Genomic DNA, 22,279 nt, shown 5'->3' with positions numbered 1-22,279 from the left:
TTTTCAGGGAACGTCCACAACACATTGGCGTCGCCCGCTTTTCCAGATTGCCTCTATTTACCCGGGACGTTCTCACAAACGCGCGAGAAAGTCGAGGACGGCCTGCTTGTGGCTCTTGTCGCCGACCGCGAGATTGTGGTCTCGCCCGACGATGTCGAACGATTCCGCATCTGGAATGAGCTTCGCGAGTTCCGGGCCGGAGCCGGAGACGTCGTCCTTCGTGCCGACGCTGATCAAAGTCGGCATCGCGATCTGCCCCACCTGCTCGGCGGTCAGCGTCTGGCGTGAGCCGCGGATGCAGGCGGCGAGCGCCCTGAGGTCGCTCTTGGTCTGCTCGGCGAAGGCGCGGAACATGCGCTGCATCGGATCGGTCAGCACCTCGAGCGAGGGCGCTTCCATCGCATCGGCGATGCCGAGCGGCAGCCCCACCCCCTCGACGAGATGGATACCGAGCCCGCCGAGCAGCAGCGCGTCGAGCCGGCGCGGATGCGCCAGGGCCAGATGCGCCGAGATGCGCGCCCCCATCGAATAGCCCATCACCGCCGCCCGCGGGATGTCGAGATGGTCCATCAGGAGTCGCACATCCTCCGCCATGATGTGCGGCGAGTAGGCGGCGGGGTCATAGAGCTTCTCGCTCTGGCCGTGACCGCGATCGTCGAGCGCGACGACCCGGTAGCCGGCATGGGTCAGCGTCTTCGTCCACTGCGTGTTGACCCAGTTGGTCATGTAGGACGATGCGAAGCCGTGGACGAGCACCACGGTCCGGTGCTGCGGCGTGTCGCCGGTGGGAGCCAGATCGATGAAAGCGATCTTCACGCCGTCGGAGGAAAAGCTCTGCATGCGGATCTCGGAACGAGGCGGGATGACGAAACAGGTTATTGCCATCCCTGCCATGCAGGCCCGGCTTTGGGTAGCCGCCGCGGCGCGGTTTGCTTATGAACTATCGCCATGAGCCAGACCGCCACCAGCGCGCCAACCGCCTCCGCGGCAACGGATTCGCCGCGTTTCGCTTTCGTCGACATCGCTCGCGGCGTCGCGCTACTGGCGATGTTCGTCTACCACTTCGCCTATGATCTCTCCTTCTTCGGGTTGATCGAGACCGACGTCGTCGACGAGCCCGGATGGCGGATATTCGCGCGCTGCATCGCCGGCTCCTTCCTGATCGTCGTCGGCTTCAGCCTGGTTCTGGCGACGCGCAAGGGCCTGAACCGCCCTGCCTATCTGAAGCGCCTCGCCATGGTCGCCGGGGCCGCCGCCCTGGTTTCGCTCGGCACCTGGTTCGCGATCCCCGGCAACTTCATCTTTTTCGGCATCCTCCACCACATCGCGCTCGCGAGCGTGCTGGCGCTGCCCTTCCTGCGGCTGCCGGTCGCCGCCGTCGCGCTATCGGCGGTGCTCGCCTTCGCGCTGCCGCGCTTCGTCGCCCATCCGCTGCTCGACGCGCCCTGGCTGTCCTGGCTCGGCTTCTCGCACGCGCCGCTCCAGACGGCGGATTTCGTGCCGGTCTTCCCCTGGTTCGGCTGCGTGCTCACCGGCATCGTGCTGGCGCGCCTGCTGCTGCCACGCCTGTCCGGTACGCGACTCGCCGCTTGGCAACCTCGCTTGCTCCCGGCGCGCATCGTCGCCTGGGGCGGCCGCCACAGCCTGCTGGTCTATCTCGTCCATCAGCCGGTCTTCATCGCCGTCCTGACGCTGGTGACCTTCGTTGCCCCGCCCCCTCCGCCGGCCGAGCGCGCCTTCCGGGCCGAATGCCAGCGCAGCTGCGGGCCCGACGTGCCGGAACAGCTCTGCCGTGCGGTCTGCGCCTGCACCATCGACAAGCTCAAGCGCGAACAGCTCTGGCAAAAGACCCTCGACGATCTGCTCACGCCGGAGGAAGGCGCCCGCCTTGGTGAGTTCGCCCAGGCCTGCCTGCGCGAGCGCTGATGCAAATCGCGCACTGGCGTCCCGCCGGCTGACGGGATAGGTTGCGCCCGAAATCCAGCTTCTGAAGAGCGACGACCATGGCCGCGACCGGCATTCCGCATTTCCACAACGACCCCGGCGTCGCCGTCGTCCATGTCGGCGCGCACGAGTTCATGTGCATCGGCGCCAAGCCGCCCTTCGACCATCCGCATGTCTTCCTCGACATGGGCTCGGACAACGAGATCATCTGCCCGTATTGCTCGACGCTGTTCAAATACGAGCCGTCCCTGAAGGACGCCGAATGCACCCCGCCGGAATGCGCCTGGCACGACACCGCCAAGGCGGCCTGAAGCCGTTCTGCTGAAGCGCGGGTTCTGAGGGGCACCCGCGCCCTTCCCGGCGCCATCGATCAAGGGCATCGCCTGTGTCTGCTCCTCACTTCGTCATCGCCGGCGCCGGCATCGGCGGGCTGACCATGGCGCTGTCGCTGGCCCGCCGCGGCATCGCCGCCACCGTCGTCGAGAAGCGCACCGGTTTCGGCGAGCTGGGCGCCGGCCTCCAGATCACCTCCAATTCCGGCCGCGTGCTCGATGCGCTCGACCTCGCCCTGCCGCTGAAGCGCGTCAGCGTCTCCTCACACGGGCTGACAATCCGGCGCTGGCGGGACGGCTCGCAACTGCTGGAGATGCCCTCCAGCCCGGAGCGCATGCCGACCCCGTTCCGCATGCTCAGGCGCAACGACCTGCACACCATCCTGCTCGACGCCGCGCGCGCCATGCCCAACATCCGCCTGATGGTCGGGCGCGGGGTGCAAGAGGTCAGCCAGGACGAGAACGGCGTCGCGGTCAGGCTCGGCGGGCAGAACGGCAGCAGCGAGACGATTTCCGCGCTCGGGCTGATCGGCGCCGACGGGCTGTGGTCACGCGTGCGGGACCTCACCGGCGATGCCTCGCCGCCAGTCTTCACCGGCTATGAAGCCTGGCGCGCCGTCGTGCCGACCCGCGCCGCCGACAAGCCGCGCGTGATGCTCCATCTCGGCCCCGGCCGGCATGCCGTGCATTACCCCGTCGCCGGCGGCAAGGAGATCAACATCGTCGTCGTTCGCCAGGCCAAGGAAGCCCGTGAGGGCTGGTCGCGCGACGGCGACGCCAGCATCATCACCGAGCACCTCTCCGGCGCCGCGCCGGCGCTACGCGAACTCACCGGCGAGGCGCAGGGCTGGCAGGTCTGGTCGCTGTTCGACCGCAAGCCCGCGGCCATGGCCAGGGGCCGGATCGCGTTAATGGGCGACGCCGCTCACCCCGTCCTGCCCTTCCTCGCACAAGGCGCTTCGCTCGCCATCGAGGACGCCGCCGTGCTGGCGCGCCTCCTCGCCGAGACGCTCGGGCGCGATGGCGCGGCCGGGGTGCCGGTCGCCTTCGCCGCTTACGCAAAGGCCCGCGCCCGCCGCGCCGCACGCGTGCAGGAGGAAAGCCGCAGCAATGGCCGCAACTATCATCTCGGCTGGCCGCTCAGCATGGCCCGGGATTTCGCGCTGAAACGGCTGGGCCCGGATGGGCTGCGCAACCGCTATGGCTGGCTCTACGACTGGCGCGACATATAGCATCAGACCGAAAAGTGGAATCCACTTTTCGGAAAAATCGGATGCGATAACAAATAGATAGTTCACTGCTACCGCGTCCGGTCGGACGCGCGGCGATTTGACTGACCTCGCCATCGCCGCATTCCATCCCTATCTGTTGGTTCGGAGAGGGATGAAAGAGAGATGATCCGCGTCAATCTGTACGAACAGCTCAATGGTCGCGCCCGCGCCATGCCGCGCTGGGCCGCATGGCTTGCCATGGCGGCGAGCTTCGTCGTCGGCATAGCCCTGTTTCTGGTCGCAGCGAGCCTCGCCCTGATCTTGATTCCGATCGTCGCCGTAGCCGGCGCGATCGCGGTCTGGCGGCTCAAGGCAAAGATGAAGGCTGCCGGTTTCGACCGTGCCTATCCCTTCGCGGGCGGGCCCCAGAGAGCCGAGCGGATCGAGGTGATCGATGCGGAATATCGCATCATCGAGCCGGACGAGCCGCGCCGCTAGCGCGTGCCGGTCAGTTTGCTGCGCAAGCTGACCGGCGAAGGCGTCTTCTCTGTCGAGCGAAAGCCGTTGCGGCTCACTCGATCCGGCTGACCAGGATCTTGTCGATGCGGCGGCCGTCGAGGTCGACGACCTCGAAGCGCCAATGCCCCTTGTCGAAGCTCTCGCCGACATTGGGCAGGTGGTTCATTTCGGCCAGGATGAAGCCGGCGACCGTCTGGAAGTCGGCGTCGCGCGGGATCGGGATGCCGAGCTCATGCGAGAACTCGTCGACCTGCATCCAGCCGGCCACGAGATAGGAGCCGTCCGCGCGCGTCACGATGGCAGGCTCGTCCTCTTCCTCTTCCTGGAAGGCGCCGATGATCGCCTCGAGCACGTCGCCAGGCGTGATGATGCCCTCGAAATGGCCGTACTCGTCGAAGACCACGGCCATATGCACGCGGCTGGAGCGGATCTCGCGCAGCACATGCAGGGAATCGGCGGTGTCCATCACCACCGGCGCGTCCTGGACATGCCTACGCAGTTCCTCGATGTCCCCGGTAGCGAGGAAATCGATCAGATCCTTCATCAGCACGACGCCGATGATCGAATCCGACTCGCCATCCTGAACCGGCAGGCGCGAGCGGCGTGTGTCCTTCAGCTGCAGGCGGAGTTCCTCGGCGCTATCCGACAGGTCGATGACCTCGACCTCGCGGCGCGGCGTCATCAGCGCGCGCGCCGAGCGGTCGGCAAGACGCATGACGCCCGCGATCATCTCGCGCTCGTCGCGCTCCAGCACGCCGGCGGTCTCCGCCTCGGCAATGATGGTGCGCACCTCCTCTTCGGTGACCTTCTCTTCCGACTCACCCTTCTGGCCGAGCAGCGCGAGCACCGACTTGCCGGAAACGTCGAGCAGGAAGACGAGCGGGGCGCCGACCTTCGACATCAACGCCATCGCAGGAGCGACGCGCGCCGCTATGCGCTCGGGGTCCCGCAGCGCGACCTGCTTCGGCACCAATTCACCGAGGATCAGCGACAAATAGGTGATCGCGACGACCACGATGCCGACGCCGAGCGTATCCGACACCGATTGCGAAAAACCCTGGGTGCCCAGCCATTCCGACAGGCGCGCGCCCAGCGTGGCGCCGGAGAAGGCGCCAGAGAGCACGCCGACGAGCGTGATGCCGATCTGGACAGTGGAGAGGAATCGGCCGGGGTCTTCGGCCAGGCGTATCGCGGTCGCGGCGCCCTTGTTGCCCTGGTCGCTGAGGACCTTGAGGCGAGCCGGCCGCGACGAGACGACGGCGAGCTCGGACATGGCGAGAAGTCCATTCACGATCGTCAGCGCCAGGACGATCAGGATTTCGGTTAACAAAACCAATCCGTTTGCTGCGGCGCTGCGACATTTGGCAGCCCGCTTCTATGCCCCTTATAGCGGATCATTGCATGAACGCGATAAGCCAGACGAAAGAATCGTGAGCGAATGATGACGAGACCGAGCTTCTGGCAGCCGACACAAGGCGAACAGGCCGGCACCGACCGCCGCTTGCAGGCGCCGTCCGCCCAGCGCAACCGCGACGCGATCCTCGACGTGCTGCGCCAGGTGCTGCCCCCTTCCGGGCTCGTGCTGGAGGTCGCGAGCGGCTCGGGAGAACACGCCGTCCACTTCGCGAAGGCCTTGCCCGCCCTGACGTTCCAGCCGAGCGATCCCACTCCCGATGCGCTGGCGAGCATCGCGGCGTGGACGCAGGAATCCGGCCTCTCCAACATCCTGCCGCCGCTGATGCTCGACGCCGGCGCGTCGGAATGGCCGATCGAGGCAGCCGATGCGATCCTCTGCATCAACATGATCCATATCTCGCCCTGGAGAGCGACCGAGGGCCTGTTTCGCCAGGCGGGCCGTCTGCTGCGGAGCGGCCATCCGCTCTATCTCTACGGCCCTTATCGCTGTCCCGGCCTGCCGCTCGAACCGAGCAACGCAGCCTTCGACGAAAGCCTGCGCAGACGCGATCCGGAATGGGGCTTGCGCGATCTCGATGCGGTGGAGGGGCTCGCGGCTGCCAACGGCTTCAACGCGCCGCAAATCGTTGAAATGCCGGCCAACAATCTGAGCGTGATCGTTCGAGCCGGCTGAAAGAGGCCGCCGTCGAAAACGCCGCGAGCGGCGGCCGAAGCCGACATCCCGAAACTCTTCCGCCTCCTCCATTCGTCGGGCTGGCGAATCGCCCGATCGCCGCACTACGCCGGCTCCTGATCCAAGGGGGCGATCATGATTAAGCGTATCCTATGCCTAGGCCTTTTGGCGTTTGCTCTTGCCGGCTGCGTCACCATGCAAAATCCGCTCTCGCAGCGGGACGTCGAAACCTTCAGACTTGCCAGCATCCATGTGGCGACCGATTCCGCCGCGACCCTGTGGTGGGGCGACGGGGACCGCGCCTATGCGAGATCCAAAGGGCGGTCGGACGCTGAATCCGAAGAACTCTCCAAGACGCCCGAAGCCCGCGCCTTCATCGCCAAGCTGGCTTCCGCGAAGATCAGCGCCGCGCTCGAGCAGCAGTTGAAGCCGGTCCTGACCGGCCCGCGCCCCGTGAAGATCGACGTCAACCTGCGCCGGCTCTACGTCGCCTCGGCCATCCAGCGCGTGGTTGTGGGCGGCGGCCATGAGTTGGTCGCCGATGTCACGGTGACCGACGCCAAAACCGGTGCTGTTCTCGTGAGCTATCCCGAATTCCACTCGATGGCGCTGGCCGGCCAGGGAATCGGCGGAACGATGCTCGATGCGGCCTTCATGGCCGATCCGATCGATCGCCTCGCGCTGAATTTCGCCACCAAATATCGCGAGTGGCTGGTGCCGCCGCCCAACGCCTAAGCCGGGCCGCAAGTGCAGCGTCTCGGAGCCGGCTTGGTGCGGACGGCGGGACTCGAACCCGCAAGCCTTTGAAGGCGCAAGATTTTAAGTCTCGTGCGTCTACCAGTTTCGCCACGTCCGCGGACGTGACAGCGATAGAGCATCGGACCGAAAAGTGGAACCCGCTTCTTGGAGAAATCCGGTGCTTAAACAAAGAGCTACATTGCCGCTTTGCGTCGGAAAGGACGCACGGCGATGTCGCGGGCGGGCACGGTGCGCGCAAGACTTCGGCCGCTTGCGCACAGGGCGATCGCTGCAGCCGCTCAGTGCGGCCGCGCCGGCTTGTACCACTCGACCCCGTCGGGATCGACATAGAGCCCCGGCGGCACGTTCGAGCCGATGCTCTTCTCCTCCATCGGAACGCGCATCGTGTCGTCGCGGTCGCCGCGTTTGACAGAGGTCCCGGCGGGCTGCGCGGCATGGCCATGCGCGCCGCGGCCGACGCTGCTGGCCAGCCCGATCACGCCCTGCCGGCCTGCGACCTTGTCCTGCAGCTCCGTCACCGGGCGCGCGACGAAGGCGACCTTGGCGCTGCCTTCCACCACGGGCAGGGCCCGCCTCGCCGCGCCCTCGCCCGTCACCCGGACGCCGACGAAACGCGGCACATAGGTCGCGCCGCCCTTGCCGAAGGATTCCCAACCGCCGGCCGAGACGACCTGCGCGCCGCAGCGCTTGTGGGCGCGCTCGCAGGCAGAGCGCGTGACGTAGCGCGGCGCCCGCTGCTCGAATTCGGCGCGGGCGTTGCGATAGGCGAACTCGCATTGCTCAGCGCTGAGCAGCCCGCCAGCGATGCATTCGTCGCGCCGAACATAGGTATTTCCGGGGCTCTGCGCCGACAGCTCGGCCGGGCTCGCGAGCGTGAGGGCAGGCGCAAGCGCGGCGACGCGCAGCGTGGCGAGGATCGAGGCCGGAATCATCATGCGGTGAAACAACATTGCAATTATGGCTTTACAGCAGCGCGCGCCGCGAGGCGGCCAGCTCCCGGGTTGCGCCATAGTCGATCTTCCCGTTGCCGAGCACCGGGATCGAAGGCGTCACCAGGATTGCGCGCGGTACCCATAGCTCCGGGAAGCCCTGCGCCTTGGCCGCTTCCTGGAGCGTCGCGCGGTCTGCGTCGGGCTTTTCGGTGACGAGAATGAGCTGCTCACCCTTGCGGGGATCGGGCAGTCCGACGACGACATGGTTCTGGTCCGGCCAAAGCTTGGCGATCATGGTCTCGACCGCCGCGAGCGAAACCATCTCGCCGCCGAGCTTGGCGAAGCGCTTGGCCCGGCCCCGAATCGCGACGAAGCCGTCCTCGATCACGACGATGTCGCCGGTATCGTGCCAGCCGCCTTCCGGTGGGACGACCCGGCCCGGCTGCGCCGGGTCGAGATATCCGGCCATGACGTTCGGCCCGCGCACGGTGAGCCGCCCGCCCTCATGGATGCCCTCAACAGGCTCCAGTTTCGCATCGATTCCGGGCAGGAGCTGGCCGACCGTGCCTTCGCGCATGGCCGACGGCGTGTTGACGGCGAGCACCGGCGAGCATTCGGTGCAGCCATAGCCTTCGAGGATGGTGGTGCCGTAGGGCTCCCACATCCGCTTCGTCTCGGCCTTGACTCGCTCCGCCCCCGCGACGACGTAGCGCACGCTGCCAAGGTCGTTCGCTTCTGCAGCGCGGGCGTATCCTTGAAGGAACGTATCTGTGGCGAGCAGGAAGGTCGCCTTCATGTCGCCGATCAGCTTTGGCACCTGCTTGTAGTGCAGCGGGCTCGGATAGAGCACGACCTTCATGCCGTGCAGCAGCGGCACCATCACCCCGGCAGTCAGCCCGAAGGAGTGGAAGGCCGGCAGCGGGTTCATGAAGACGTCCCGCTCGGAAATCGCACCGGCGGCATGGGCAAAGACCTGCCGCGCATTCGAGACGATATTGGCATGGCTCAACACCACGCCCTTCGGCTTGCCCTCCGTCCCCGAGGTGAAGAGGATGACAGCGGCCTCGTCCGGCTTGGCCTCGTAGGAGCGGTGGACGAAGCCCGGCAGCAGGCTCTGCAATGCGCCCAGCGCCTTGTCGAAGCTGGTGATCTCCTTGCGGACGTCTTCGAGGTAGACGATGCGCCGCCCTTCGCTCAAGGCCGCAACTTCCTCGTCAAGCTTGCCCTGATCGACGAAACGCCGGGAGGTGACGATGGTCTTGAGCTGTGCGACCTCCGCCGCTGCCCGCAGATTGCGGACGCCGGCGGTGAAATTGAGCAGCGCCGGCACGCGGCCATAGGCGAAGAGAGCGAACAGCGTCACCGCCATGCCCTGCATGTTCGGCAGGAGAACGCCGACATGCTCGCGCTCGGAGGTGAGCGCCGCAAGCTTGCGGCCCAATACCAGCGCGCCGAGCACGAGCCGCCCATAGGTAATCGGCTGGCGCTCGGGGTCCTCCAGCGCGATACGGCCCTTGCCATGCCTGGCGATGGTCTGCAGCAGAGCGCGAAAGATCGTGATCCGCGCAGCCGCGGCATCGAAGTTGGCGGCGGCCATGTCTGGCGCGTCTCCCGGTCGGCGTTTCCTCTGGCTGCCAACCTAGTGACATCGGCGCCGGTTTCAACGTCCGGACCAGACGTCATGCTCAGGCTTGCCCCGAGCATGACGTAAACCAGCGTCCATGAGATTCTCGGGTCGCGCCCCGCCCCGCCCGAGAATGACGGGGCGGCAGCCCTACCCGAACGCCCCAATCTCGTGCTGGATCGCGCCGGAAATCTCGCGGATCAGCTCGAACAACGCCAGCATCGGCGCGAACACGTCGCGATGCAGGGCTTCATAGGTGCCGTCCTCGCGCGGGCCCGGCGGCTCGCCGAAATCGAGGCCGATGGTCGGGTCGGGATCGCGTGGGAAGATCTCGGCCAGGAAGGCGAGACAGGCCGGCACATCGAGGCGCAGCAGCCGCTCGATCAGCGCCTCGCGCGTCAGCCCCGCATGCGGCCGGAAATCCGGGATATGGGCGCAGGCGAGCCAGATCCGATGCATCGCCGCGAGCCTGAGAGCGTGCAGCGCCGCGAGCCGCACCGGCATCTGCGGGGCGTCTTCCGCCGCCACCTTGAGTTTCAGCGCATCCGCCGACAGCCGCCAGAACAGGCGGCGCAGCGCCGGTGCGAGCTCCAGCCGCGACATTGCCTCCGCCACCGCCAGCAATTCTTCGCGCCGCCCTTCCCGCACCGTCCGGCGCGCCCGGTCGAACCAGCTGCCGGGATCGAGCGAGTCGAGATAGGCTCTGAGTACGTCAAGGTCGCTATGGCCGATCGCATAGGCGGCGAGGCGATAGGCGCGGTCGAAACGCTCCGAGCGCTCGCGCATGGCGCGGAAAAGATCCGGCGAGCGCGAGGCGGCGTGGCCGACGCCATGCATGCTGTTCGCCATCCAGCCGAGCTGTTGGAGGATGGCGTTGTTGGGGATGGCGCGCAGTTCGCGCGGATGGCGGATGTGCGTCGGCCCCGCCCCTTCCGATTGCCGCGCGGCCGGGCGCGAGCCGGTCTTGTCGAGCAGCGAGGGGCCAAATGTGCCGATCAGCGCCGCATAGCCGGGGTCGTCGACCAGCGCGTTCATCTCCTCGCGCACGGTCTGGAAGAACTCGCTGGCGAAATCCGGTTCGTCGTAGATCGGGTCGTCCACCGCCTGCGCCGGCGCGAAGACCGCCTCGGCGATCCGGCCGACGGTTGCCCCTGCGAGTTGCGGCGTGCCGAACAACAGATACCCATCGCTCCCCTGGAAGCTGGTCTCGCGCACCGTCCTGATGCCGGCTTGCGCGAAGGCCCGCCGCGCATAGGCCGGATCGAGATAGGCCAGCCGATCCGACAGGCTGTCCGGATGGGCGCCGCGGCCGACCGATTCGCCATGGGTATCGAAGATGACGAGCTCGACATCCGCGAGCTCGTAGCGCGCGAGTAGCTCGGCGATGCGGATGCGCAAACGCTCGACCCAAAAGGTCGAGGCGACCTGCCCGATATAGCGCCCGGAATCGGAATAGCCGAACTGGATGCACAGCCGCCCATGGCGCTTGAGATAGTCGCGGAAATGCGGGCTGCGCAACGCCTCGTCGATGATGCGCGGCCCCTGCTCCAGCGCGTCCGAGGTCTCGAACAGCGGCGAAATCTCGACCCTGTCGGCGATGCCGAAACGGCTGGCGAGCCAGAGCGCGCAGAGCAGCGTGTAGCCGCTCTCGGTTTCCGCGATCAGGAAACGCACCGGCCTGGTGCCGTCGACATGCTTCACGATCTGCGCGATCGTCATCATCATCCGCGCGGCAGAGGCGCGCTCGGCCGCCAGCGCCCCGAAATCGACGGCAACCGGCTCGACCTTGCCGAGTTCGGTGTTGGCGGCTGCGAGGAAGGCGCGCCGCTGCGCCGGCTCGCCCGGCTCCTCCTCCAGCGAAATGACCGAGCGCAACGCATTGTGAAGCTGCGAGGCGTTGAGCCGGAAATGCGGCAGCGCGATCGAGACGCCATGGGCGAGGCAGCCGGCCCGGATCTGCGCAAGTGCGAGCCTTGTCTCGTCGTCCGCAGCGTCGGCAAGGGCTCCGTCGAGCGCCTCGATCAACCGGGAGGCTTCCGGCAGTGCGGTCTCGCGTTCATGCACCAGCGACAGCGCAAAGGCCTGCAGGGCCTGCAGCGAAGGCTGCGTGCCGATCGGCGGCGCCAGCGCGAGCTGGCGCTCCACTGCCGCCAGCGCCGCGCTCACCAGGGCACGGACGACTTCTGCGGCCGGCACGCGCGGCAGCTTTTCGAGGATGCGCGCGAACTGCCCGCTCTTCGATTCGAGCCGGTATCGCAGCGTGTCCCACCAGCCGATATCGGTGCGCCCGTCCGTGTCGCAACCGACCCAGGACGCGAGCGTGATCGGCTTCGGCGCGAGTTCGGTCCAGCGTTCCGGCCAGCGCTCGCGGGCGACGGCAAAGTACGCCGCGTTCAGCCGGTCGAGGGCATCGCGCGCATGGCGCACGGCATAGCGCGCCTGCTCGAACTCGTCCTGCAGCGTGATTCGGCCATCGGGGCGGAAGCTCAGATCGGCCTCTCCGACAACCGCCTCCCCCGCAGTACCGCCGGAGGCGAGATCGGCGAGCGCATGGCAGAGCCGGCGCGCCATGCCGAAGGTCGGATGCGCGGTGAAGACGGCGGCAAAGCGCGCCCGCTCCACGGCCTGCCGGAAATCGTCAAAGGACGCCGCCGCACCGGCCGCTCCCTCCGCAAGCCCGGAGAACACAGCCGCTTCATCCTTGTCGAGCCCGACATAGCGGGCGACGCGCACGGCCCGCTGCCGCAGAGCCTGCCGCCCGAGCTGGCGAACCAGTTCGCCTGCGCCTTCCACGGTCAGTTCGTTGCGGTCCATCAGCCGGGTCAGCCAGAGCGTGACCCGCAGCACCGGGTTGCCGAAGGGGTCGTCGCGGGAATCGCGCCGTGCCTCCTCGATCCGGCCCAGCAACTCCTGCGAGAGCGCCTCGATAGCGGGAGCTGAATGGCTTTCCTTCGCGATCGTCATGGCCATGACCGCTCCTCCCACGTCCCGCCCGGCTTCATGAGCTTAGCCGGGTCGTGCTGCATTGCAGCATCGGACGATCGCAGCCGCAAGCCGGAAGCGAATGGCCGCGTCAGATAAATTTTACCCGGATCATATTGCTTCAGTAAAATTACCCGGGTAATAGACTTTTCAATCGAGGAGCACCGATGTCCGCCAATTCGCCCCCCTGCACCGCCTTCCAGGACACCACCTGCATCGCCAGTGGCCAGCTGCCTGCCGTCGCGCTGGCCGTGAAGGCGGCACTGGCATCCCACCCGGAGGCCGCGATCCTGGTCTTCGACGACGCGACCGGAAAGGTCGTCGATCTCGACCTGCGCGGCAGCGATGCCGAGATCGTCGGACGGCTTGCGCCCCAGCCCGGCAAGGCCTCACAGACTGCGCCGGAAGCAGAGGGCACCGAGGCGCCGCGCGGACGGGGCAGGCCCAAGCTCGGCGTGGTCGCTCGCGAGGTCACGTTGCTGCCACGGCATTGGGACTGGCTGGCGCTCCAACCCGGCGGCGCTTCCCAGGTCCTGCGGCGCCTTGTCGACGAAGCCCGCAAGAACGATGGCGGGCGCGGCCAGGCCCGCGCGGCGCAGGCCGCGGCCTACGCCTTCATCTCTGCCATGGCGGGCAACCGCGAGGGCTTCGAGGAAGCCACGCGCGCCCTCTTCGCCGGCAATGACGAAGGCTTCGCCACGCACAGCCGGGCATGGCCCGCCGATATCCGCGCCTATGCCGAGAAGCTGCGGGCAGGCCCGGCCGATCCGGAGGCGCAGCCATGACCGCCTATCTCGCCCCGAGCTGGGAATCCGGCCGCGACCTCTTCAGGCGCAGCATCGCCGGCGAGGTCGTGATGCTCAATCTCCTGCGCCTTCGGGAGATCGCGGACTATGCCGCCACGCCGCAGCTCGCGCCGGACGAGCCGATCAGCGGCGCGCAGGCCTTCGAGCGCTACATCGCGCATTCCGAGCCCTATCTGGAGGCCAGCGGCGGTAAGCTGCTCTTCATCGGCGAAGGCGGTCCGTTCTTCATCGGCCCGGAAGGCGAGCGCTGGGATCGCGCTATGCTGGTCCGGCAGTCCTCCGTGCAGAACTTTCTCGCCTTCGCCAGCCATGAAGGCTACCTCTCCGGCTATGGGCACCGTCTCGCCGCCATCGAGGATTCCCGCCTGTTGCCACTGGTCCAGATGCCGCCGTTGGCCGGCGACATGCGCGCGGCATAGGCGGGACGCCGGGGCGGGCTGCGCCTGGCGCCATTGCGGGGCCCTCTGCCCAACGGCATAGCGACCGCACCGTGCGCACCGCGCACCGCCCCCGAATTCGCAAGGCCGCCTCGACATGACTACCCGCGCGCAATGGCTCGGCATCCTCTGCGGGCTGCTGACCTCGCTGATATGGGGTGTGCAATCAGTCGTCTCCCGGCACGCCATGCTGATCGACCTGACACCGGCAGACGTCACGATCCTTCGCTTCGTCTCGGCCGGAGCCGTATTGCTGCCCTGGGCGCTGAAGCATATGCGCCCCTTCCCGGTCGGCTCGCTCGGCTGGCGGCGCGCGTGGATCATGGCGCTGCTGGTCGGCCCGCTTTACAGCCTGCTGCTGGTTGGCGGCGCCCATTTCGCGCCGGCCCTGCACTCCTCGATCATCTCGCCCGGCCTGATCCCGGTCTTCACCGCCCTGCTCGTCTTCCTCGTCACCGGCGAGCGCGCCGGGCGCATGCGTCTCGCCGGGCTCGGCATCATCGTGCTCGGCATCGGCATCTTCTCGCGCGACGCGTTGACGACGACCCCGTCGCGGCCGGACGCCTGGATCGGCGATCTGCTCTTCGTGCTGATCGCCTGCCTGTGGTCGATCTTCGGGCTGCTGGCCAGGCGCTGGGGCGCAAGCTCGATCGAGGTCACCGCAGCCTCATGCCTGCTTTCGGTGCCGCTGCTCGTGTTCGTCGCGCTGGCGCTGCCCATCCACATGGCGCGGGCACCCCTCGCCGAGCTGCTGCTGCAAGCGCTTTATCAGGGCGTGCTCGTCGGCGTGGTCGCACTCTATCTCTACGCCCGCACGGTGGCGACGCTTGGCGCCGCGAAGGCGACGCTGTTCCTGCCGCTGGTGCCGGTCGTGACCGCGAGTTCCAGCGCCCTGCTGCTGGCGGAAACGCCCACGCCGACAGAGCTCGTCGGCATGGCCGTGGTTGTGACGGGGATGCTGGTCGCCTTCCGCTCGCCGTCAGTCGGCTGAGCGACGGGACGGCATCTCAGCCCTGGTGCCCCTTGGCGATCGGCTCGACATAGGTGAGAGCCATATCCCAGGGGAAGTAGATCCACGTATCCTGGCTGACCTCGGTGACGAAGGTGTCGACCGTCGGCACGCCGGCCGGCTTGGCATAGACCGTGGCGAAATGCGCGTTCGGCAGCATCTCGCGCACGACGCGCGCCGTCTTGCCCGTGTCGGTCAGATCGTCGACCACCAGCACGCCCTTGCCCTTGCCGTCGCCGATCGCCTTGATGTTCGGCGCGATGTCCTTGAGCACCCTGAGCTCGGACTGGTTCCTGTAGTCGTGATAGCTGGCGACGCACACCGTCTCGATCATGCGAAGGCCCAGCTCGCGGCAGATGATTGCCGCCGGCACCAGCCCGCCGCGGGTGATGCAGACCATGGCCTCGAAGGGCCCCTTCTCCGCGAGGCGCCAAGCGAGCGCGCGGGCATCGCGGTGGAACTGATCCCAGGAAACCGGGAAAGCCTTGTTCGAGGACGGTTCGGCCATGGCGCTGCACTCCGGACAGGTGGCGGCGCCCGCGGCGCCGTTTCCTGTCGGAAAACCCTATCAGCGCGCGCCTGACAAGAGGGACGTACCGAACATCCCCAGCCGGGACCGGCGAATCCGCCTCAAAACTCGGCCCAGCCATCCGCTCCGCCGCCGGATGCCACCTTTCGGCCGCGCGGGATCGGCGCCACCGACGGCACGGCGCGCAGCGCCGGCGCCGCAGCGCGGACGGGTTGCAGCGCCGGGCGCGCGTGCTCGCTTCCGAGCCGGAAGGACGAAGCCATCGTGCTCAGTTGCTCGGTCTCCTGCTGGAGATCGCGGGCAACACGGGCGCTCTGCTCTGCGAGCAGCGAATTCTGCTGCGTGATCTCGTCCATATGCGCGACGGTGCGCGCCATCTCGTCGATGCCGTTCGCCTGCTCGGTCGTCGCCTGCGAGATCTCGCTGACGGTGGAGGCGACCTTCGAGGCCGCATCGACGATCTCGCGCAGCGTCGAGCCGGCATCCTTGACGAGACCGACGCCGGCTTGAATCTGCTGCGCGGAGTTCGCGATCAACGCCTTGACGCCATTGGCCGACTCGCTGCAGCGGGCGGCGAGCGCGCGCACCTCGGTCGCGACCACCGCGAAGCCGCGTCCGGCATCGCCGGCGCGGGCCGCTTCTACGGCCGCATTGAGCGCCAGCAGGTTCGTCTGGAAGGCGATTTCGTCGATCATCGAGATGATCTCGGAGATGCCGGACGACGCCTGCTCGATCCTGCCCATCGCCTCCACCGCCTCGGTGACGATGGCTCCGCCCCGCGCGGCGACCTCGCTCGCCTCATTGCCAAGCTGCACCGCCATCTTCGAATTGCCTGCACTGTGCTTGACCGAAGCCGCGAGCTCCTCAGTCGTCGCCGCCGTCTGCTGCAGGCTCGAAGCATTGGCCTCCGTGCGCTCCGCCAATTGCTGGCTGTCGGATGTGATCTTCAGCGAGGCCCCATCGATACGGGCGGAAATCTCGCGCACCGAGCCGACCACCTCAGCCAGCGTGTCGAGCAGATCGTTGACGCCGTTGCAGAGCGTCGCGACCTCCCCGTTCTTGCCTTCCAGCGGCACGCGGCCGGTCAGGTCCTTGTTCTTGGCGCGCGCGATGACCTCACTCGTCTCCTTCACGGCGGCCTCGAGCTGCTTGCCCTTGAAGGTGGCCGTGATGTCGGTGGCGAACTTCACGACCTTGTAGGGCCGCCCCTGCGCATCGAGGATCGGGTTGTAGCTCGCCTGGATCCAGACCTCTCTGCCACCCTTGCCGATGCGCCGATACTGCCCGGCATCGTACTCGCCCCTGCTCAGGCGCTCCCAGAAGTTGCGATAGGCTGGCGACTCCCGCTCGGCGGGATCGACGAACATGCGGTGGTGCTGTCCGACGATCTGCGCGAGCTCATAGCCGAGAACATTCAGGAAATTCTCGTTCGCATGCAGGATCTTGCCGGTGAGGTCGAACTCGATGACGGCCTGCGCCTTGTCGATCGCGGCACGCTGCCCTTCGAGATCGGCCAGGCGGTTCTTCTGTTCGGTGATATCGAAAGCGTATTTGATCACCCCGACCAGCTTGCCGCCCGCGCCCATGATCGGGTTGTAGCTCGCCTGAATCCAGATTTCTTTGCCGCCCTTGCCGACACGAAGGTATTGGCCACGCGAAAACTCACCTCGTCCGAGATCGGTCCAGAACTGCCTGTATCTCGCGCTGGTCTTTTCTTCCTGCGTCACGAACATGCTGTGATGCTGACCTTTGATCTCCGCCAGCGCGTAGCCCATCGTGGTCAGGAAATTCTCATTCGCGCCGAGTATCTTCCCGTCGATGTCGAATTCGATGACGGCTTGCGATCGGTTGATCGCCGCGAGCTGGGCCGCCGTGTGCTTGTTCGAGAATAGGCCGGAAAAGAGCGACATCGATATCCCCCTTTTGGCGCGGCCCAGCGCATCAGGCTTCGTCTCGGGCCAGCGCCGTCATGAAAGCCGTTATCGAACGCCCGCTACGCGAAAACGCAGCGACATGAGCCGAATTCTTTTCGACTACTGCAGAATCATGACAGCCACCGGTTTATGAATGATGTATACCCGGCTCATCACCTCACAAATCACGAAACAAAGAAATATTCGCCCGAAAAGATATTACATCAAAGCAATAATCAGGACGACACAAGGCGTTTCCGTACCGTTCTCCCGCAAGAAAAAAGAGATGAATTGTATTATAAGCGCAAAGATCGCATCAGTTATTTATGTTACTTTGTATTTTAATTTTTCAACATCAATCATAGCCTTCACCTCGGCCATCGCGGCCTCGAGCTTGCCTGCTTCGCGCGACCGCACGACGATGTTCGTGTCGGGCCCGATCTCAGACCAGAACGGATAGGAACCGATAGAGACCGCCGGATGAGCCTTGGCGATCTCCGCCAGCGGGCCGCCGATATCGCCCTCGCGCAAGCCGGCGCGGACCGTATCGGAGAGGATCTTCGTCCCTGTCCGCAAAGTCGGCGCCACAACGTCCAGCATCGCCTGCATGATCGCCGGAACGCCGGCCATCACATAGACATTCCCGATATTGAAGCCCGGCGCCTTCGAGATCGCGTTGGCGATCAGCTCGGCGCCGGCCGGGATCCGGGCCATCCGCATGCGCGCCTCGTTGAGTTCGGCCGGTGAGAAGCGCTCCGACAGCATGGCGACCGCGCGCGGATCGTAGTCGATGGCGACGCCGAAAGCGGCCGCGACGGAATCCGCCGTGATGTCGTCATGGGTCGGCCCGATGCCGCCGGTGGTGAAGACATAGCTGTAGCGCCCCCGCAGGGCGTTGAGCGCCGCGACGATCTCCTCCTTCACATCCGGCACCACCCGGACCTCACGCAGCTCGATGCCGATATTGGTGAGGTACTCGGCGATATAGCCGATGTTCTTGTCCTTCGTGCGCCCCGAGAGGATCTCGTCGCCGATCACGAGAATCGCGGCCGTGACCATGACGGCGGAGGAACTGGCTTCACTGGCGGTCATGGCGGCGCTCCTAGCTTTCAGCACAAGAGCTAGGGCATCGGACCGAAAAGCGGTACCCACTTTCGGAGCATCCAATGCTCAGAAAATGAGATAGGTCGCCGCCCCATGGCCCGGTGGCGCGGGCGGCGATCGAAGGCACATTGACGCGGCGCTGTGGCGGCACCGCGAAGGCCTCGGTTCAGGCGCGCTTGCGCTCGAAGGCGAGATTGAGCCGCGTCTGCGAAACGAGTTCGTAACCGCTCCGCGTCAGCAGGCCGACAAGATCGCTCTGCCAGCGCTGGCGCGAATCCTCGATGATGATGAAGCCCGGCCAGAGCGTCTCCGGCGCATCGCGCAGGAAGGGCTCGAGAATGATGTCCTCCGCGCCCTCGACATCGAGCTTGATCGCATCGATCCGCTCATAGCCCTCGCCCTGGACCAGGGCGAGCAGCGTCATCGCCGGCACCTTCAGCGCGGTTCCCGCGCTCGAATTGATGATGCGGACGCTCGACTCGCCGCGATTGGCCTGGTCGATGAACAGGGTGAGTTCGCCCGGCTTGTCGGCCAGAGCACAGGCCACCGCCTTGATCGTGCCGAACGGGTTCTGCGCGATGTTGAAAGCGAGCCGTGCGAAGATATCCGGCTGCGGCTCGACCGCGAGGATGCGCGCGCCGCGTCCCGCCTGCGAGGCCACGAACAAGGAATAGGCGCCGACATTCGCGCCGACATCGATGAAGGTGAAGCCTTCGCGCAGCCGCGCCGCCAGCATCTCGCGCTCCGACACGTCGAAGCTCTGCGGCGTGAACAGAACACGCTTCTCGCAGATATTGCCGTTCGGATGGAGCCGCATCCTGGCGCCCAGCGCCTCGATGTCGACAGGAGTGCCGTCGAGCGCGCGCAGGGCGATGCTGCGCAGCGCAAGGGCGAGCTTGCGCCCCAGGAAGCTGTCGGAGGTAGCACGCGTCCAGGCGATGATGCGCCCGATAAAGGCTTTCGGGGCAAAGGCGCCGTACGGCCGCTCTTCGCCAGCGGATTGATCGATCATGATGGCCATCGGGCCAGCCTGATACACCTCGCGGCGCCGGGGCGCCAGTCGTCAGGACACACAATCGCCAGACGTCACCGCGCGTCGGCGAAACGCGAATGAATCTCGCCGAACAGGGGCGCGATCGCGATGAAGACGTCGACGAGCCGCGGATCGAACTGCCGACCGCGCTCACTCAGGACCACTGCGACCGCTTCATCATGCGTCATCGCCGCCTTGTAGACTCGCTCCGTGACGAGTGCGTCATAGACGTCGGCAATCGCCATCAGCCGCCCCGCCAGCGGAATGGCCAGCCCGGCGAGACCTTGCGGGTAGCCGGCCCCGTCCCAGCGCTCATGATGCGTGTAGGCGATTTCCTTGGCGAGCCGGAGAAACGAGCTCGATGCGCCCAGATGGCGCTCGGCATTGGCGATGGCGAGGCGTCCGAGCTCGGCATGCGTCTGCATCACCGCGCGCTCTTCCTCGTCGAGCTTGCCGGGTTTCAGCAGAATGCTGTCGGGAATGCCGACCTTGCCGATGTCGTGCAGCGGGGCGGACTTGAACAGCAGCTCCAGGGTCGCGTCGTTCAGCTCCTCGGAGAAGAGGCCACGCTCCCGGGCGCCCTCCGCGAGTGCCCGCAAATAATACTGCGTGCGGCGGACATGGTTGGCCGTCTCGTTGTCGCGCGTCTCCGCCAGCGACGCCATGGCCAGAATGATGGCATCCTTCGCCCGCTCCGCTTCCTCCAATGCGGCCGAAAGCGAGTTCACCAGCGCGATGTTCGTCATGGCGACGGACGCGCTGTTGGCGATCCGCCGCAGGGCCCGGATCACGTCCGGCTGGGGACGATGACGGCGCGCCCAATAGGCGCCGATCGCGGCGACCGGATCATCCTGCCTCACCGGCACCATCACGAGGCTTCGCACGAAGGTAGGCCGATAGGCCGCATGGGGAATGCGATCGTCTGCGTAGATGTCCTCGATGACCACGACCTCGCCGTGCTGCATGGCCCAGCCTGAAATGCAGGCTTCCATCGGGAAGCGTTGGCCTTTCCAGAGCGGGGTGATGGCGTCCTCGTCGGCATAGTAGCAACGGCCATTCTCGCGCAGGACGAAGCTGATGCCGTCTGCGCCGGTCAGTCCCCGCGCATTCCGGCGCACCACCGCCATGACCTCGTCGAGCCCGCGAGCCATCGCAAGATCGAGCACCAGCGCATCGAGCGCGCTCAGCGTCGGATCGGGAGTATCGGCGGCCAGGCTGGAGACAGTCGCTTGCATATGTCCAAAGGTAAGCGAGCCGGTCGGATCGACGGCGAGGCAACGAATTGCCTCAAAAAAGTTACAATTCCACGAATCTCCAGGCAATAATCATTCGCTCGCAACGAACCTTACGGCATCGCCACCGCGGCCGCGTGGCTTGCGCATGCCTCCCGCGCTCAACCGGCTTGCGCGCCCCACCAAACGCAATAGATAAGGGGGGAGGAGTTTTCCGCGCGCGATGACATTCGAAGACAACATCGGCCGCTCGCGTCCGCGCGAGCCTGCCATCAAGATTCATGGCCCCGAGGCCTTCGCGGCCATGCATAAGGCCGGCCGGCTGACGGCGGCGGGGCTGGACATGCTCGGCTCCTATGTCAAGCCGGGCGTCACCACCCAGCGTCTCGACGATCTCGCCTTCCAGTTCGCCATGGACAACGGAGCCTACCCGGCGACCTTGTTCTATCGCGGCTACACCAAGTCGATCTGCACCTCGATCAACCATGTCGTCTGCCATGGCATCCCCGACGACAAGCCGCTGCGCGAGGGTGATGTCCTCAACATCGACTACACGCTGATCGTCGACGGCTGGCACGGAGATTCCAGCCGCATGTACGGCGTCGGCGATATCTCGCGGAAAGCCGAGCGCCTGGTCGAGATCACCTATGAGAGCCTGCTGCGTGGCATCAAGGCGGTGCGCGCCGGCGCCACCACCGGCGATATCGGCTTCGCCATCCAGCGCTATGCCGAGGCCGAGCGCTGCTCGGTGGTTCGCGATTTCTGCGGCCACGGCATCGGTCAGCTCTTCCACGACGCGCCGAACATCCTGCACTATGGCAGCCCCGGCGAAGGCATCGAGCTCAAGCCCGGCATGGTCTTCACCATCGAGCCGATGATCAATCTCGGCAAGTCGGGTGTGAAAGTGCTCTCCGACGGCTGGACCGCGGTGACGCGCGACCGTTCGCTCTCCGCCCAGTTCGAGCACCAGATCGGCGTCACCGAGACGGGCTGCGAGATCTTCACGCTCTCGCCAGGTGGCCTCGACAATCCGCTCGCGGCGAAATGAGCGAGCGCCAGGGCAAGGGATCGCGCAAAGCACCCTCGCCCGCTGGACTGTTCGCAGAATCCGCTGCCCCAACGGCCTCCACGGCCCAGGCCCCGGCGCCGCATTACCACGGCCATCGCGACCGCCTGCGCGCCCGCTTCCAGGAGGCAGGCGCCGATGCGCTGCCCGACTACGAACTGCTGGAGCTGCTGCTCTTCCGCTCGATCCCCCAGCGCGACGTCAAGCCGCTCGCCAAGGAGCTGATCCAGCGCTTCGGCTCCTTCGCCGAGGTTTTGGCTGCTCCCGCCTCACGGTTGACTGAGGCCAAGGGCGTCGGCGAGGGCGTGGCGCTCGATCTCAAGATCGTCGAAGCCGCTCTGAAGCGCATGGCCAAGGGCGCCGTCGCCAAGCGCACCGTCCTCTCCTCCTGGTCCTCGGTGCTCGACTATTGCCGGATGGCGATGGCCTTCGCCGAGCGCGAGCAGTTCCGCATCCTGTTCCTCGACAAGAAGAACGCGCTGATCGCCGACGAGGTGCAGCAGACCGGCACGGTCGACCACACGCCGGTCTATCCGCGCGAGGTAATGCGCAGGGCGCTGGAACTTTCGGCTTCGGCGATCATCCTCGTCCACAACCACCCCTCGGGCGACCCGACGCCCTCCGGGGCCGACATGCGGATGACCCGCGAGCTCGTCGACATCGCCAAGCCGCTCGGCATCGCCATTCACGACCACATCATCGTCGGCCGAGACGGCCATGCGAGCTTCCGCAGCCTCGGCCTGATCTGAGCCGCAAGC

The 22,279-nt window shown here is 66.4% G+C and carries 21 protein-coding genes and 1 tRNA gene; 11 read left to right on the top strand and 11 right to left on the bottom strand.

Annotation, left to right across the window (positions count from 1 at the left end; all coding sequences use genetic code 11):
• Positions 1-72 precede the first annotated feature (72 nt).
• On the bottom strand, positions 73-840 hold the full coding sequence (locus tag AC1DEZ_RS07720; protein ID WP_476779266.1) for an alpha/beta fold hydrolase: 768 nt from the start codon (positions 838-840) through the stop codon (positions 73-75).
• 108 nt (positions 841-948) lie between these two features.
• On the opposite strand from AC1DEZ_RS07720, the gene AC1DEZ_RS07715 reads away from it, so the two are divergent.
• From AC1DEZ_RS07715 to AC1DEZ_RS07700, 4 genes are all read left to right on the top strand, one after another.
• Entirely contained in the window at positions 949-1,926 is a 978-nt protein-coding gene (locus AC1DEZ_RS07715; protein ID WP_476779265.1) for a heparan-alpha-glucosaminide N-acetyltransferase, read from the top strand.
• 77 nt (positions 1,927-2,003) lie between these two features.
• Complete coding sequence (locus tag AC1DEZ_RS07710) at positions 2,004-2,255, top strand: zinc-finger domain-containing protein (RefSeq protein ID WP_476779264.1); 252 nt, start codon at positions 2,004-2,006, stop codon at positions 2,253-2,255.
• Positions 2,256-2,329: 74 nt separating this feature from the next.
• Complete coding sequence (locus AC1DEZ_RS07705) at positions 2,330-3,508, top strand: FAD-dependent monooxygenase (RefSeq protein ID WP_476779263.1); 1,179 nt, start codon at positions 2,330-2,332, stop codon at positions 3,506-3,508.
• Positions 3,509-3,670: 162 nt separating this feature from the next.
• Positions 3,671-3,985: a hypothetical protein gene (locus AC1DEZ_RS07700; RefSeq protein WP_476779262.1), complete on the top strand. Its 315-nt coding sequence runs from the start codon at positions 3,671-3,673 to the stop codon at positions 3,983-3,985.
• Positions 3,986-4,058: 73 nt separating this feature from the next.
• On the opposite strand, the gene AC1DEZ_RS07695 is transcribed toward AC1DEZ_RS07700, so the two are convergent.
• Positions 4,059-5,321 carry a hemolysin family protein gene (locus AC1DEZ_RS07695; protein WP_441513084.1) on the bottom strand — a complete coding sequence of 421 codons (1,263 nt, stop codon included), beginning with the start codon at positions 5,319-5,321 and terminating at the stop codon, positions 4,059-4,061.
• 126 nt (positions 5,322-5,447) lie between these two features.
• On the opposite strand from AC1DEZ_RS07695, the gene AC1DEZ_RS07690 reads away from it, so the two are divergent.
• Positions 5,448-6,095, top strand: a complete 648-nt coding sequence (locus AC1DEZ_RS07690) for a DUF938 domain-containing protein (RefSeq protein ID WP_476779261.1) — start codon at positions 5,448-5,450, stop codon at positions 6,093-6,095.
• Positions 6,096-6,290: 195 nt separating this feature from the next.
• Entirely contained in the window at positions 6,291-6,830 is a 540-nt protein-coding gene (locus AC1DEZ_RS07685; protein ID WP_476779260.1) for a DUF6778 family protein, read from the top strand.
• A gap of 34 nt (positions 6,831-6,864) precedes the next feature.
• Here AC1DEZ_RS07685 and AC1DEZ_RS07680 read toward each other — a convergent pair.
• From AC1DEZ_RS07680 to AC1DEZ_RS07665, 4 genes are all read right to left on the bottom strand, one after another.
• A tRNA-Leu gene (locus tag AC1DEZ_RS07680) sits at positions 6,865-6,951 on the bottom strand.
• A 181-nt stretch (positions 6,952-7,132) separates the two neighbouring features.
• Positions 7,133-7,789, bottom strand: a complete 657-nt coding sequence (locus AC1DEZ_RS07675) for a DUF1190 domain-containing protein (RefSeq protein ID WP_476779259.1) — start codon at positions 7,787-7,789, stop codon at positions 7,133-7,135.
• Positions 7,790-7,817: 28 nt separating this feature from the next.
• Entirely contained in the window at positions 7,818-9,383 is a 1,566-nt protein-coding gene (locus AC1DEZ_RS07670) for an AMP-binding protein (RefSeq protein WP_476779258.1), read from the bottom strand.
• 177 nt (positions 9,384-9,560) lie between these two features.
• Entirely contained in the window at positions 9,561-12,380 is a 2,820-nt protein-coding gene (locus AC1DEZ_RS07665) for a phosphoenolpyruvate carboxylase (protein WP_476779257.1), read from the bottom strand.
• 179 nt (positions 12,381-12,559) lie between these two features.
• On the opposite strand from AC1DEZ_RS07665, the gene AC1DEZ_RS07660 reads away from it, so the two are divergent.
• From AC1DEZ_RS07660 to AC1DEZ_RS07650, 3 genes are all read left to right on the top strand, one after another.
• Positions 12,560-13,177: a DUF2239 family protein gene (locus AC1DEZ_RS07660; RefSeq protein ID WP_476779256.1), complete on the top strand. Its 618-nt coding sequence runs from the start codon at positions 12,560-12,562 to the stop codon at positions 13,175-13,177.
• Complete coding sequence (locus AC1DEZ_RS07655; protein ID WP_476779255.1) at positions 13,174-13,617, top strand: DUF1330 domain-containing protein; 444 nt, start codon at positions 13,174-13,176, stop codon at positions 13,615-13,617. The genes AC1DEZ_RS07660 and AC1DEZ_RS07655 overlap by 4 nt, the downstream gene beginning before the upstream one ends.
• Positions 13,618-13,732: 115 nt before the next feature.
• The gene (locus AC1DEZ_RS07650) at positions 13,733-14,626 is read left to right on the top strand and encodes a DMT family transporter (RefSeq protein ID WP_476779254.1); all 894 of its coding nucleotides are present in this window, start codon (positions 13,733-13,735) and stop codon (positions 14,624-14,626) included.
• A gap of 16 nt (positions 14,627-14,642) precedes the next feature.
• Here AC1DEZ_RS07650 and gpt read toward each other — a convergent pair whose 3' ends face one another.
• From gpt to AC1DEZ_RS07625, 5 genes are all read right to left on the bottom strand, one after another.
• Positions 14,643-15,152: a xanthine phosphoribosyltransferase gene (gene gpt, locus AC1DEZ_RS07645; RefSeq protein ID WP_441471690.1), complete on the bottom strand. Its 510-nt coding sequence runs from the start codon at positions 15,150-15,152 to the stop codon at positions 14,643-14,645.
• 122 nt (positions 15,153-15,274) lie between these two features.
• Positions 15,275-17,083 (bottom strand): methyl-accepting chemotaxis protein, encoded by a 1,809-nt coding sequence (locus tag AC1DEZ_RS07640; RefSeq protein ID WP_476779253.1) that lies wholly within the window; start codon positions 17,081-17,083, stop codon positions 15,275-15,277.
• Positions 17,084-17,410: 327 nt separating this feature from the next.
• Entirely contained in the window at positions 17,411-18,178 is a 768-nt protein-coding gene (locus AC1DEZ_RS07635) for a competence/damage-inducible protein A (RefSeq protein WP_476779252.1), read from the bottom strand.
• Between the two features lie 178 nt (positions 18,179-18,356).
• On the bottom strand, positions 18,357-19,202 hold the full coding sequence (locus AC1DEZ_RS07630; protein ID WP_441512957.1) for an FkbM family methyltransferase: 846 nt from the start codon (positions 19,200-19,202) through the stop codon (positions 18,357-18,359).
• 74 nt (positions 19,203-19,276) lie between these two features.
• Positions 19,277-20,458 carry a GAF and HD-GYP domain-containing protein gene (locus tag AC1DEZ_RS07625; protein ID WP_476779251.1) on the bottom strand — a complete coding sequence of 394 codons (1,182 nt, stop codon included), beginning with the start codon at positions 20,456-20,458 and terminating at the stop codon, positions 19,277-19,279.
• Between the two features lie 220 nt (positions 20,459-20,678).
• Here AC1DEZ_RS07625 and map point away from each other — a divergent pair, with 220 nt between their 5' ends.
• Positions 20,679-21,503, top strand: a complete 825-nt coding sequence (gene map / locus AC1DEZ_RS07620) for a type I methionyl aminopeptidase (RefSeq protein ID WP_476779250.1) — start codon at positions 20,679-20,681, stop codon at positions 21,501-21,503.
• On the top strand, positions 21,500-22,270 hold the full coding sequence (gene radC / locus AC1DEZ_RS07615) for a RadC family protein (RefSeq protein WP_476779249.1): 771 nt from the start codon (positions 21,500-21,502) through the stop codon (positions 22,268-22,270). Before map ends, radC begins: the two co-directional genes overlap by 4 nt.
• The last annotated feature ends 9 nt before the right edge of the window (positions 22,271-22,279 follow it).

This window comes from Allobosea sp. 10L422, from assembly GCF_056395345.1.
Note: the sequence above shows the minus strand (reverse complement) of the source record. Positions and strands in the feature narration are given on the sequence as shown.

Excerpts from the sequence above, each read along its gene's own strand:
- AC1DEZ_RS07720 (WP_476779266.1), bottom strand. The coding sequence starts at position 840 with ATGCAGAGCTTTTCCTCCGACGGCGTGAAGATCGCTTTCATCGATCTG.
- AC1DEZ_RS07715 (WP_476779265.1), top strand. The coding sequence starts at position 949 with ATGAGCCAGACCGCCACCAGCGCGCCAACCGCCTCCGCGGCAACGGAT.
- AC1DEZ_RS07710 (WP_476779264.1), top strand. The coding sequence starts at position 2,004 with ATGGCCGCGACCGGCATTCCGCATTTCCACAACGACCCCGGCGTCGCC.
- AC1DEZ_RS07700 (WP_476779262.1), top strand. The coding sequence starts at position 3,671 with ATGATCCGCGTCAATCTGTACGAACAGCTCAATGGTCGCGCCCGCGCC.
- AC1DEZ_RS07690 (WP_476779261.1), top strand. The coding sequence starts at position 5,448 with ATGACGAGACCGAGCTTCTGGCAGCCGACACAAGGCGAACAGGCCGGC.
- AC1DEZ_RS07685 (WP_476779260.1), top strand. The coding sequence starts at position 6,291 with ATGCAAAATCCGCTCTCGCAGCGGGACGTCGAAACCTTCAGACTTGCC.
- AC1DEZ_RS07675 (WP_476779259.1), bottom strand. The coding sequence starts at position 7,789 with ATGATGATTCCGGCCTCGATCCTCGCCACGCTGCGCGTCGCCGCGCTT.
- AC1DEZ_RS07670 (WP_476779258.1), bottom strand. The coding sequence starts at position 9,383 with ATGGCCGCCGCCAACTTCGATGCCGCGGCTGCGCGGATCACGATCTTT.
- AC1DEZ_RS07665 (WP_476779257.1), bottom strand. The coding sequence starts at position 12,380 with ATGGCCATGACGATCGCGAAGGAAAGCCATTCAGCTCCCGCTATCGAG.
- AC1DEZ_RS07660 (WP_476779256.1), top strand. The coding sequence starts at position 12,560 with ATGTCCGCCAATTCGCCCCCCTGCACCGCCTTCCAGGACACCACCTGC.
- AC1DEZ_RS07655 (WP_476779255.1), top strand. The coding sequence starts at position 13,174 with ATGACCGCCTATCTCGCCCCGAGCTGGGAATCCGGCCGCGACCTCTTC.
- AC1DEZ_RS07650 (WP_476779254.1), top strand. The coding sequence starts at position 13,733 with ATGACTACCCGCGCGCAATGGCTCGGCATCCTCTGCGGGCTGCTGACC.
- gpt (WP_441471690.1), bottom strand. The coding sequence starts at position 15,152 with ATGGCCGAACCGTCCTCGAACAAGGCTTTCCCGGTTTCCTGGGATCAG.
- AC1DEZ_RS07640 (WP_476779253.1), bottom strand. The coding sequence starts at position 17,083 with ATGTCGCTCTTTTCCGGCCTATTCTCGAACAAGCACACGGCGGCCCAG.
- AC1DEZ_RS07635 (WP_476779252.1), bottom strand. The coding sequence starts at position 18,178 with ATGACCGCCAGTGAAGCCAGTTCCTCCGCCGTCATGGTCACGGCCGCG.
- AC1DEZ_RS07630 (WP_441512957.1), bottom strand. The coding sequence starts at position 19,202 with ATGATCGATCAATCCGCTGGCGAAGAGCGGCCGTACGGCGCCTTTGCC.
- AC1DEZ_RS07625 (WP_476779251.1), bottom strand. The coding sequence starts at position 20,458 with ATGCAAGCGACTGTCTCCAGCCTGGCCGCCGATACTCCCGATCCGACG.
- map (WP_476779250.1), top strand. The coding sequence starts at position 20,679 with ATGACATTCGAAGACAACATCGGCCGCTCGCGTCCGCGCGAGCCTGCC.
- radC (WP_476779249.1), top strand. The coding sequence starts at position 21,500 with ATGAGCGAGCGCCAGGGCAAGGGATCGCGCAAAGCACCCTCGCCCGCT.